Consider the following 11,769-nt stretch of genomic DNA (forward strand, 5'->3'; position numbering starts at 1 on the left):
TATATCTTAGCTTAGAGGGATAAGTATGGGTGAGTCTACTGGGATAGTAAAATCTATTATCAATCTACTAAAACCAAAATCCAAACCAGAGCCATCTGATTTTGAATATGAATCAATTATAGAACATCTATCATCTAAAGAGCATTTATTAAATGAACTGATGAATGATATGTGGTACTCAGGAGATTTACCATCAGTTAGAAACTATAATGAACCATCATCTTTGATAGATAGCAAACTTGGATTAAGTGAACAGATTTGTGTTTGGTTTGCTCTAGATCATGATCTTACACCAAGTCAAAAAAATTTAAACAAAAAGTTACTTAGTGCTCTAAAATGTTTAGCTTCTAACTGTGGTTCATTTGATAATACTGAGCCCCTTGAAGAATTCTTACATGATAATAAAAACAATAAAGATTTAAAAGTAATTCTTAACCTCAGAAGAGGAGAATCTCAATCAACAGTATTGCATGCAATTGCAGGAGCAAACATTGGTGGATTTCGTCGCACAGGAAATCAGGCTATAGATTTACTCTTAGAAGCAGGCGCAGATCCTAACATACAAGATAATAAAGGAAAAACACCATTATACCTTGCTGCTGCCAAAGGTCACCACGATAATGCAAACTCTCTTCTTTTGAAAGGAGCTAAACCTAATATAACAAGTAGAAAGGGCAAAACTCCACAACAAATAGCAACTAATAAACTCTGCTATAATATAGAAGAATTATTTTTAACTGATAAACAGAAAAAGTTGAATAAGGAATTGTATGACTTACTTGTACTCGATTCAGACTGCACTAAAAATTTAAAGGAGTTTTTAAGTAAGCATAAAAGAGATTCAGACCTAAAAGTAGTGCTAAATATTAGGCAAGGAATTTATCTTGCTTGCTAAATTTTGACATTCTTCCTTTATTAGTGATTTGTCTCTCTTCCTTATTTCTTCTATCTCTATTATTTTTAACTCCGGCATATAGCTCCCATTCAACATGTCTGCTATTTCTCCTACTAGCCTCTCTATTCCATAGCAGGTCAGTTCTCTACTTTTTGTTATTCCTCCTTTTTCTCTCAGAAATTTACTCGCCCTTTCACTTTCTTTGCTATCACATAGACGATACTTTTCACTTTCCCAGATGTAATACATTGGTGTTGCACCATACTTATTCAGTTGATTAACTTCAGCTCCTGCTTTTACTAGCTCTTTTATTATTTCAACTCCTCCTATTTTGCATGCAGAGTGGAGTTGCGTACATCCAGTGACATATTGAGTGGCATTTACTTCTGCTCCTTCCCTTAGCAGCACTTTTACATTTTCTAAGCTTTTCGCAAATACTGCACAGTGTAGTGGTGTATAACCATTTTTATCTCTTGCATTTACCTCTGCCCCTTTTTTTATTAATAATCTCACTGTTTTGTAATCAGAGATTTCTACTGCTTGGTGCAATATCGTCTCTCCTTCTTCATTTCTTTTATTAATATCGTTACTTGATACTTCTTTAAAAAACTTACTCTTGCTAAAACTCATTTCATACCTCACAAAATTAGCTTTTCTAGCGCCAGACAAATTTCTTATATTTACCTGCTGCTATTCAAGTCATGTCCTTTTTAGCATGAGAAAGCAAGTCCTTTTCTTTTTATTTCATACACTTTAACCTTATATTAATATAATATATGAGAATCTAAATATAAGTACTTAACTTATTAGACATATTACTTGACTATTTTTCCAACTTCTGTGCAAATGTCTATGTTCGTGCCACTTCAGTACTCCTGGGTAAAATACTAAAATGTAATTTTCTAATTCATGTATCGAATCTTTTTGGTCTGAATCTAAATCGTTTTCATACTTAATATTGTGTTCTGCTAAACCATATTTTGTAATCTTCTGATCTGTATAGTTTTCTATTTTGTAGTGGTGAGTAACGCTAAACCTTTCTAAAATTGGCTTGTGTTTTAAACTCCAATGCTGCCCTGAAAGTTTATCGCTTCCCAATACAAATTTATTTCCTCTTTCTTCTACGCTACTAACTGGAAAGCACGTATTTATGTCTCCTAAATCCCAACTGTCTGATAATACTATCTGCGCTTTTGCAAATTTAATCGATGGTAATAAACTCTGTGGTAATGGATATAGTGCTTTTAAGTTGTACCACAAATGATCTCTTTCATAGATGCCTTTATAATCCCTTGTGTGAGGCTCGGTTTCTCCAAGGATTGCTACATCTAGGCGATATATATCATTGCTTAAAGCTCGTTCATAATGATCGCGTAGATAGTTTTCTATAATCCTAATAACTGGACCACTAGACCTGAAAAAATTTACTCTTCCAAACGATAATACTGGTCCATCTTTTTCAACTTTTCTACCTGAATAGTCTGACAATAAGCTGCCGAATAAACTTTCATCTAAAATAAACCTATCAACGTTATAGTGATCATTGAAAATCCTCATTAGCCTTGATCTTGCTGGTAATGATAGTTTTGCAAGTTCTACTACTGCATCCACAAAAAAGTCATTTGGCACATCCTTTATTCCAATTTGCAGCTCAAAAAAATGTTTTCCAGGCGGTTCTTCAATAATTGTAATCTCATCTATATTGGCCCATTTTAGAGCTATTTTTAATGATGCGAGCGTTCCTCTAACTCTTTGAAACTCTATTCCTTCTTTGATTGTTTTCTTTTTATCTTTTACCCATGAGAGAATCTCTTCTAATCCGTATTCCTCAATTAACCATGGTAATATTTCTTTCTCTAAGTTGAACTTGAACCCTTTTATGCAGCTCGAATCTACTTTGTAATCTATTGCTTCAACTATTTCACGCTCTTGTTTTGTTGAGTTTTGTGGAAGCAGCATCAGTTTTTCCTCACCAGTTCAATTCTCAAATTTTCTAACTTAGCACACTCATTGCCTGCTACAACAACATCTTTTTTTGGTTCGATTAATTCTACATTCTCTACACCCTCTACAAATAGGTTTGCTATTATCCAAGATCTGGTCACATTCCATCCTAGTCTTTTGTTTGCTTCGAACTTTTCGATAAATTGTTTTTTTATTTCTTCCTCTGATATTACAGGACTTATGCTCATTCTGCTGTGAATATCTATTTCTATAATATTGCAACCAATTACTGTTATCGTATCTGTTAGTATCCTTATATCATCTCTAGTAACTTGCTTTCTTACAATTTCAAGTAGCTCTTCTAACGCTATGCCAGTTTGTGTTGATAAGATTGAAATTTGTACTTTTCCTGGTATAGGTGATTCTACTAGTGCATCTTTTACTCTACTATCTGCTGACAGTGCATGATATTTATAATATTCCTTACTTCCTCCTGTTGACCACCCCTTTATTTTTGCTTTGATTCTTTTTCTAAATCGTTCGTCCTCTTCTTCTTTCTGCCTCTCCACTCCATAAAACTCAGCTAAATTATCAAGATCTTCTCCCGTTGCAAATTTTAGTAAATTGCTCTTTACTGCTTCATTTATTCTTTGTCTTAGTAACAATTCCCTCCATGCTGCTACCTCCAGAATCTTTATCGCTGGATCACTTTCTACTAATGCTGAAAAGGTTTCATCTCTATTTACTAACTCTTCCTTCATCCGAGAAAAAATCTCTTCAAAGTTCAGTGGTTCGATAATATTTGGCTGCTGCATTTTTAAACAACTACTCCATTAATATTTATGAACTTACCTTCTGAAAGATAGACACCTTCTAAATTCAATGTTACTCTCCCTTCTTTTACTCCTTCAACTTTTACTTTTTCTAACTTAAATCTCTTTTCCCATTTTTCCAAAGCTTCTGCTGTTGCTGCATATATCTCAAGTGTTAAATCTCTATTTATTGGCTTATCTACTAATTCAAATAATCGAGAACCATACTCTCTTCTCATAATACGTGATCCAATAGGAGTGGTTAAAATATCAGTAATTGATTGTTTTAAATGTTCTATTCCTTCCAATTCCTTTCCCGTGCTAGCATTCATGCCTCTCATTCTGCAAATACATTTTTGCTAACACCTATCACTTTAAAACTACACGATACCAAGTCTCCTGTTCTTGTTACTCCCATACCGTTCACAAATACGCTGTTTGACCCTTGCGTTAGTGTCTCCCCTATAGTCAAGATATCACCCCTACGACACACAGATCTACTATTTACAAATACGTCTTCACTTCCACTCATACAAACATGAACCGGTATTCCTGTACAATTATCCCCTACACAAACGATTGCTTTACCCATATGCTAGTTTAGATCTATTCTCCTTCCCTTAAGTTTTATTCTTTCTTTTGTCATTTCTATACTCGATTCTCCAGCTTTCAGTGTTATTTTATCTACTACTTCAATCTCTAAATGATGTTTATCTTTATCGTATGATAACTTTGTTCCATCTTGAAATGTTAAGCTACTCACCTCTTTTTTATTCTCTGATGCAGGGTATTTTTCCTGGTATATCCCTCCTAACACCACTCCTAACGATAATTCGCCAAGAGGAGAAAATATCATAACCTGTTCACCGATATCTGGTGGAGACCAATCTCTATCTTTTCCTGCTTTACTTGTTATCCACGGTAAATAATCTGTTAAAAATTCGCCTATTTTCACTCTTACTTTTGCTTTTTCATAATCTATTTCTTTTACAATTCCTATACGAATAACGTTTGCTAGCTTCCTATTCAGCTCTGAAATTGCAAAACTATGGTCTAACATGCACTTCACCTATCTCAATAACATGTGGCATTATGCCAGTTGACCATACTGATTTACCCGAGTGTACCTCATGAACCCATTCAACTAGCCACACAAGATAAGCATCTAGCTCTGGCCTAAATCCGTCAACTTCCGCAGAGATAAATTCAGCAGGTGAAACATTTTCCACATTCCAAGTATTTTTATTTACTACTCTTGCTACTTCTGCTGCTAATGACCTTACAACTAACGAGGAATACTCGACTGTTCCATCAACTACAATCCTTGCCTCAAATCTTACTTTTAGTGCTAACTCTTCTGTTCCAGGATCATGTCCCTTTTCAAATCCGCTAAGCTCCACAAAAACCGCTGGTGCTACTAATTCTTTTCTTATTGCTGGATATACTTCGCATGTCTGTATCGATGATATTTCTCTCTTCAGCGTAGTGCAGATTGCATTATGCAAATCTTTAAAATTCATACATTTCTTGTAATATAGTTCAATTCACGTTCAAAGAACTTTCCAAACATCCTTTCAAACTCATAATTAACTAGCTCCTTTATTATTTTTGATGCTTCTGGCTCCAGTCCTAATTTTACCTCTTGTATTGGCAAAGCTTTTCTTCCTTCACGCCTAAAAACACCACTATTTCCTCTTGGCATTGTTGCAGTAAACGCTCCTATAAACTCATGTTTTCCTATTTTTGTACCTCTTTTTGTTTGTCTCATCTTGCCCATTGCTGATACTCTAATATCATACAAATTTGCTCTAATTAACACGTCTAATCTGCTAGTTTTTGCCTTAAAAATTCTTAATCTCTTTCTTATCAAACTTAATTTTATCTGCTTTTCCTCACTGATTTCCTTAGCTGCTTGCGCTTTTAACCATAGTGCCGTTTTGTTTAATGCCTTTACCGTTGCTAATTCTACTTTTCTTCTTTTAGCATTTACATTTTCTATTACCTCAACTTCTATATGAACAGGTCTGGTAGAGACTTATGACCTTGAAATCAGCGATTTGGTCTCATAACCATAGTCTCCCCAAAAGAACCGTGCTTGCGGATTTCCCGCACACGGCTCCACAATACAGCGTTCACACTAGTGCTCCTGTGTATAAAGAAACATATACCTTTGGTTTTGGTAATGGATTTACTTTTAAATAGTGTATAAATTGTTCCCAATCGATACTTTTCTTTTGACTACGTCGGTTTATCCACTTAAATGCTAACTTTGTTGCCAGTCGATTGAATTGAATCAAACACCGATAATTTCCGCTAACTCCGAAGTAGCTATAGTGTCCTGTTAGTTTGGCTTTAAGTTTCTGCCACCAATCTTTGAGACAGATACGACTTCGTACCATCTTCAACCACTCTTTGATTTCTTTAATCTTTCTAGCTAGGCTTATTTTTGAAGTTTTCTGCTTCATCATAAGTTTACCATTACGACTTTTTCCACAATAATGTGTAAATCCTAGAAAGTTGAAGCTAGCCGTCCTACGTTTCTCTCTTTCTGCTTGATACCATTCTTTCTTACCAAACTTTACTATTTTTGTTTTATTTTCAGCTATTTCCAATCCAAATTTACTTAGTCTTTGTTTCAGTAATTCTAGAAATTCTTTTGCGTCTTCTTCCCTCTCGCAGCCAACTACAAAATCGTCGCAAAACCTTATTAGCTGTATATATCCTCTGGCTTTTGGCTTAAATTTCTTTTCAAACCATAAGTCCAGCACATAGTGTAAGTATATATTAGCTAATACAGGGCTTACTATACCACCTTGTGGTGTGCCTTGATCGGTTGCTTTGTAACATCCAACTTCGACTATTCCTGCCTTTAGAAATCGTTTTATTAACCACAATAAATTTGGGTCAGCTATTCGTTCCCTTAGACAATTCATTAGCCATTTATGTTGAACATTATCAAAGAACTTCTTGATATCCACTTCTACAATATAGTTAATTGGTTTGTGCATAACTGCTTTATCTAGAGCGTTTATCGCCTGATGACAATTTCTTCCTGGTCGAAATCCATACGAGCTGTCCATAAAGTTTGCTTCATAAATATTTTCTAATATCTTCTTTAGCATTACCTGTACCAACTTTTCTTCTGTTGATGGTATTCCGAGACCGCGTTTTTCCTTGCTTCCAATTTTGGGTATGTATACCCTTTTCACTGGTTGCGGTCGGTATTGCTTTCTCTTCATACTATCCACTAGCGTTCTAAGTTTCTCTTCTAGATTTTCTCCATAAGCTTCCACTGTCACACGATCTATACCGCAAGCCTTGTTGCGTTTTAGTTCCTTGTAACACTCTGCAAGATTCTCTTCATTAATCAAATGAACTAGCGATGTAAATTTTACTCGCTTATCTTGCTTAGCCCTTACTGCTATCTGGTTTAGTTTTCCTTGCATACTCCTCCAATCTCTGTTGTATTGGTATAGCAATCCCTATACCAGTCACTATATTGCTAACCGCTTCCCCTTGTATGTGGCTTTCCCACACTCCGAGTACTATCAGTTAGTCCGACTTCCTTTGCATCTTCCTCCAGTCCTTGCCTTTATTGACTTGTTCCAGAGTACCCTTACAGGAATACAAAGGATCTCCCAAGTTCACGTAAGGTCCATCTCAACACATGACGCGGCCTTCGATCCCGATGGGGTGAGTAATATCTTTCCTTAGCGTTATTACCCATGTTGCCTTCCACCAAATGTAAAGTGTCGGCCCCCATGACGCGTGAATTACGGGACTCAATACCTTCACTTTCGTTGCACCCTATGTTGTCCATTCCATTAGCTTTACTACGCTCGTTACCTTACGCAGCATAATGGTTTGTTCCAGGTTGCTGGCTAAGCTTTACCCGTGTTGGATTTTCACCAACTGTTCCTTACGCACTTCTTGGCGCACACATTTTACACCCCAGACGCTTTTATTTTCCACGTTATTCCAGACTTGTCTCTAAGTGGCGGTGAGTGTACTTTATATCTTCGATCACCTATAACAAAAACATCTCCTACTATTGGCCTTAACACATCAAACGCACTTACTTCTAACGCTAAAGTTTCTTCCACAAATTGTCCTTCACCAATCTCGTATAATTTATCTGGCTGTTGCTTTAATACTTGTACCATATATGACTTATCCTTTGACTCATATAAAGCTATCTCCCCTAAATGGATAAGACAATCTTTCAATAACCTCTTTACATTTTCCTGCATACCATTTTCTATTCATTCAAATTCACTTCTAAAGGCTTCTAAAAATATATTGCATCCTTATATTTTTTTAGCATACTCAACACATATTAAAACCATAAGTAGAGTTTTCTACGTGAGGGCTCTACTATGTTGTTACTATTTTTACCAAAACGGACGGACGGTGGCACATTGGCAATGGATTCGACTGCGTATGTAAATCAGTTCCTCTATCAAATCTCCTTGGTTCTTGTTTTGCATATAGTGGCTGTCCAAGAGTATTTACTGTTTCATTAAAATCTGCTGGTGCAAAATATGTTGTAAATGTGCTTGCTGTTCCTAGTGGAAAACAGTGCCCTGTATCTTTCTCAATAAATCTTCTTACGGTTCCTTCAGGATCAGTTGCTTGCCCTCTATATTCCTCAAATGTAATTCCACAGAACGTAAATCCTGATCTCATATCATTTCGAAGTGCTGCTCCTTCTTGCCATCTTTCATATGCTTCTTTTACTTTTTGGTGAGAGGTTAATGCATCAAAAAATTCAGGACTTACCAGAGCATGTACTCTTTCCATATACTCGCCACTTAAATTATCTTCAATATGCCTTAGTACTTCCATGCACTTTCGCTTTACATCTGTCGTTGCTGTGCCAAGAGCAAAGTTTACTGTTTTTGCTGTAATTCCAAACTCTGTGTACAGGTTAAGTAATTCAGACCCATCTGCATCTAAAATTATTCCCTTTAAAGCTCCCATACGCAGATGTTCTAGCGTGATTGAATGTTTATTTCTCATTGTTTGCAAGTGATCAGTGATAACGTCAGCAAGCGCTACAAGTTCGTTTTCTGAGCCAAAAGCACGGATTCCTTGAACTTCTTCAGGTAAAACTACATCATCATGAGGAATATGTGGTATTGTAAACGTTCTTACTCTTCTTTTTCCTCTTTTTCCTACTGTTGCTGGTGCTCCTGGAACTTGCGTTGGCAATAAACTTAATACACCGTTTTGCTCTTCTATAGTAATATGACGAAACCTTACTGACTTGCCTGGAAATAACTTTAAACTTTCAGTTCTACCAAAATTACTCGGCAATATGTTAATAGCACCAGTTAAAGCTGTCATACTGAATGCTGTATTTGAAAATGGATTTTGCATTATGTTACGCTCCTTTACGAATAATAATACCACGTGTTTCTAGTTGTTTTATTGCTGCTGCTTTTTGCTCTTCAGTTATATTTGCTGGCCATACAACAGCGTTATCAGCAAGTAAAGCTATTCGTGTAATTATCACTGCTTTTGAGTTTTCTTTTGCATTTACATCACTTGCAATAACACCTATTGCTGTCTGTGTGCCATCTGTTCCAGCAGGATTAAGTACTCTAATAAAACCATCTTCCGTCTTTTTGGCAACTACTGCACCAAGCTTAAGATTTTGACCTTTAGCTACTGTTATTTGGTCTCTTGAATATAGGTTGGACACTTCATATTTCAGAAGATCGCCTAAATTATTTCCTTCAGTTATACTTATCATGTCTTTTTCTCTCCTTTTTTTATTTTTTTTACCACCGTGTTTATAACTGCTATACACTGCGGTTATTACCTTATAATTAGCCATTATGGCGCATTTTGGACACTTATTTACCGCAGAGCACTATATATGGCGGTTATAAAATTTAAATGCACCGACTTTTCGCTACCTGTGTCATCAAATCTTCCTGCGAATTCTGTGGTATTGCACTCAGTATCTCTGTCTTCTTCGTTCTCTCTGCAAGTAATTCCATTAAAACCTCCCTTGCTTGCTCAACACTTACGCCCTGCTCAATAAATTCTCCTATTTTCTCTGGCATTCGTGATAAGTTACATAAACGTATTAATTCAACAACTTCAGTACGATACTTAGTTAAATTATCAGTTTCTAGGTCAGTTGTAGTTTGTTTATTCATAGTATTTTCTCCTTTGTTAATAAATTCAAAAAATGTTGTAACTCCATCTGCAAGACCTATTTCTACTGCTTTCTCGCCAAAATATAGACCTGCTTCTGTTGATCGAATCTTTTCAATTGAAAGACCTCTGTTTCTTGCTATTAGCTGCACAAACATTTCATATAGTCGGTCTACTTCTTTTTGTAAGCTTTCCAGACTTTCAGACGTCATTGGCTCATGTGGGTTTAAATCATTCTTTCGACTACCAGCAAAGATTGTGGTGTACTTAATACCTTGCTTTTCATCAAAACCGCTTTGGTCAATGTGACTTGCAATAACACCTATACTTCCAACACCAGAGGTTCTACACACAAAAACCTTTTCAGCGCTTGAAGCTATAGCATATGCAGCAGAGTACGCATCATCATTTGCTATCGCTATTATCCTCTTTTTTCCTCTTACACCGTAGATAAAATCAGCTAGATCAAACACTCCATTTACTTCTCCACCTGGACTATCTATGTCAAGTAGAATCGTCTCTATGCTTTTATCTTCTAAAGCGCTCTCTATCTCTTCATGAATATTTTCATACGAAGTCATATCTAAAATATGATCAAAAGCTTCTGTTTTTTTTGTCAACACTCCATAAATACGTATTACTGCTATTCCTTTTGGGTTTATATGAAAATGCTTTAAGTTTGACCTTACCCAGAAAAAGTAGACAGGTAGTTAAGACGTTTTTTTCATGAAAATGATGAATCAAATTTTTCAGGAATGCAATAGTTAATAGTAGAATGTCTACGCTGTTTATTATAAAAAATTTCTATATATTCAAATATTGCGGTTTTAGCTTGTTGTGCAGAGTGTTGTGAAGTATCAATGAGTAACTCTCTCTTAAGTGAACTAAAAAAGCTCTCTGAAACAGCATTATCATAACAACAACCTTTGTGACTCATACTAGAAGTAATATTTTTTGTACTTAGTAAAAATTGATAATTTTTAGAGGTGTATTGCGATCCTTGATCGCTATGAAATAGTAGATTTTTAACGGGTTTGCGCCTATCAACAGCCATCAATAAAGCATCTATAACTAATTGCTTATTTATTGAATTACTCATTGACCAACCAACTACCATGCGTGAATATAAATCTATTATTGCTGTCAAATATAGCCATCCTTCGTTGGTGTTTATGTGTGTAATATCAGTTACCCATATCTTGTTTGGCTGATCAGTGGTGAAATTCTGATCCAATATGTTAGGAGTTATAACTCTATTGTCTGTTTGAAGTTTCTTAGTCTTAAACCTTCGTCTAAGTTGGGCTTGAATGCCATTTTCCTGCATAACATTTTGCACTGTTTTGATGTTATAATTTTTACCTAAAACCTTTAATTCAGCGTGGATTTTGGGAGCTCCGTATCTGCATTGTGACGCTTGATATATCTTTTGAATATCTTTTATGAGCTCTTCTCTTGTTGATTTTTTATTACTTTTTTCCTTAGAAATCCATTTATAATAACCACAAGCAGATACGTTCAAAAACCTGCATAGCTCTCTTATTTTACAGCAGTTTTCATGCTCTTTTATAAAAGAATATTTTACTCTTTTTGGTTTGCAAAATATCCCAGGGCTTTTTTTAAAATGTCTCTTTCCCTCGTTACTCTTGCCAGCTCTTTCTTTAAATCAAACTTTTCTTTGTCACAATGAGCTACTTTCCCTTTTCCTGGAAACGCATCTACTCCAGACATTCTATCATTGTATGTTTTTACCCATCTGCTTAATGAATCACTGCTAATACCCAAATCTCTTGCTATTTTTGCTGATGATTGACCTGTTTCTTTTACTAGTCTTATAGCTTCAATTTTGAATTCTGCTGTATATTCTTTTCTTTTTGTCATACCACACCTCTTTGAAAAAACGTTTTATTTTACTTCAAAAACGTCTTAACTTTCTGTCTACTTTTTATGGGTAAG

13 protein-coding genes and 2 pseudogenes are annotated in these 11,769 nt (G+C 35.5%); 1 reads left to right on the forward strand and 14 read right to left on the reverse strand.

Going from position 1 to position 11,769, the window contains the following annotated elements:
• Nucleotides 1-25: 25 nt before the first annotated feature.
• Nucleotides 26-895 (forward strand): ankyrin repeat domain-containing protein, encoded by an 870-nt coding sequence (locus tag OPR29_RS04640; protein WP_265025145.1) that lies wholly within the window; start codon nucleotides 26-28, stop codon nucleotides 893-895.
• Here the strand turns inward: OPR29_RS04640 and OPR29_RS04645 are convergent.
• From OPR29_RS04645 to OPR29_RS04710, 14 genes and pseudogenes are all read right to left on the reverse strand, one after another.
• Complete coding sequence (locus OPR29_RS04645) at nucleotides 860-1,525, reverse strand: ankyrin repeat domain-containing protein (protein WP_265025146.1); 666 nt, start codon at nucleotides 1,523-1,525, stop codon at nucleotides 860-862. The genes OPR29_RS04640 and OPR29_RS04645 overlap by 36 nt on opposite strands.
• A 168-nt stretch (nucleotides 1,526-1,693) precedes the next feature.
• Nucleotides 1,694-2,854: a phage tail protein gene (locus tag OPR29_RS04650; RefSeq protein WP_265025147.1), complete on the reverse strand. Its 1,161-nt coding sequence runs from the start codon at nucleotides 2,852-2,854 to the stop codon at nucleotides 1,694-1,696.
• Nucleotides 2,854-3,654: a baseplate assembly protein gene (locus OPR29_RS04655; RefSeq protein WP_264685004.1), complete on the reverse strand. Its 801-nt coding sequence runs from the start codon at nucleotides 3,652-3,654 to the stop codon at nucleotides 2,854-2,856. Before OPR29_RS04655 ends, OPR29_RS04650 begins: the two co-directional genes overlap by 1 nt.
• 2 nt (nucleotides 3,655-3,656) lie before the next feature.
• Nucleotides 3,657-3,992 (reverse strand): GPW/gp25 family protein, encoded by a 336-nt coding sequence (locus OPR29_RS04660; protein WP_264685003.1) that lies wholly within the window; start codon nucleotides 3,990-3,992, stop codon nucleotides 3,657-3,659.
• Nucleotides 3,989-4,243 carry a PAAR domain-containing protein gene (locus tag OPR29_RS04665; protein WP_015587734.1) on the reverse strand — a complete coding sequence of 85 codons (255 nt, stop codon included), beginning with the start codon at nucleotides 4,241-4,243 and terminating at the stop codon, nucleotides 3,989-3,991. The genes OPR29_RS04660 and OPR29_RS04665 overlap by 4 nt, the downstream gene beginning before the upstream one ends.
• Nucleotides 4,244-4,246: 3 nt before the next feature.
• Nucleotides 4,247-4,711, reverse strand: a complete 465-nt coding sequence (locus OPR29_RS04670; RefSeq protein ID WP_264377717.1) for a phage baseplate assembly protein V — start codon at nucleotides 4,709-4,711, stop codon at nucleotides 4,247-4,249.
• Nucleotides 4,698-5,171 carry a hypothetical protein gene (locus tag OPR29_RS04675; RefSeq protein ID WP_264377716.1) on the reverse strand — a complete coding sequence of 158 codons (474 nt, stop codon included), beginning with the start codon at nucleotides 5,169-5,171 and terminating at the stop codon, nucleotides 4,698-4,700. The genes OPR29_RS04670 and OPR29_RS04675 overlap by 14 nt, the downstream gene beginning before the upstream one ends.
• A complete protein-coding gene (locus tag OPR29_RS04680) occupies nucleotides 5,168-5,665 on the reverse strand; it encodes a phage tail protein (RefSeq protein WP_141457118.1) in 498 nt (165 codons plus the stop codon). Before OPR29_RS04680 ends, OPR29_RS04675 begins: the two co-directional genes overlap by 4 nt.
• 118 nt (nucleotides 5,666-5,783) lie before the next feature.
• Complete coding sequence (gene ltrA, locus OPR29_RS04685; protein ID WP_264337348.1) at nucleotides 5,784-7,097, reverse strand: group II intron reverse transcriptase/maturase; 1,314 nt, start codon at nucleotides 7,095-7,097, stop codon at nucleotides 5,784-5,786.
• Nucleotides 7,098-7,595: 498 nt separating this feature from the next.
• On the reverse strand, nucleotides 7,596-7,901 hold the full coding sequence (locus OPR29_RS04690) for a head-tail joining protein (protein WP_141457114.1): 306 nt from the start codon (nucleotides 7,899-7,901) through the stop codon (nucleotides 7,596-7,598).
• Between the two features lie 124 nt (nucleotides 7,902-8,025).
• Nucleotides 8,026-9,030 (reverse strand): major capsid protein, encoded by a 1,005-nt coding sequence (locus OPR29_RS04695; protein ID WP_141457112.1) that lies wholly within the window; start codon nucleotides 9,028-9,030, stop codon nucleotides 8,026-8,028.
• A gap of 4 nt (nucleotides 9,031-9,034) precedes the next feature.
• Nucleotides 9,035-9,406: a head decoration protein gene (locus OPR29_RS04700; protein WP_141457362.1), complete on the reverse strand. Its 372-nt coding sequence runs from the start codon at nucleotides 9,404-9,406 to the stop codon at nucleotides 9,035-9,037.
• 142 nt (nucleotides 9,407-9,548) lie between these two features.
• Nucleotides 9,549-10,460, reverse strand: a pseudogene (locus OPR29_RS04705) (S49 family peptidase); the annotation flags it as partial.
• Between the two features lie 80 nt (nucleotides 10,461-10,540).
• Nucleotides 10,541-11,694: pseudogene (locus tag OPR29_RS04710) on the reverse strand (IS3 family transposase).
• Nucleotides 11,695-11,769 lie beyond the last annotated feature (75 nt).

The organism is Wolbachia endosymbiont (group B) of Pammene fasciana, from assembly GCF_947251495.1.
GTDB lineage: Bacteria > Pseudomonadota > Alphaproteobacteria > Rickettsiales > Anaplasmataceae > Wolbachia.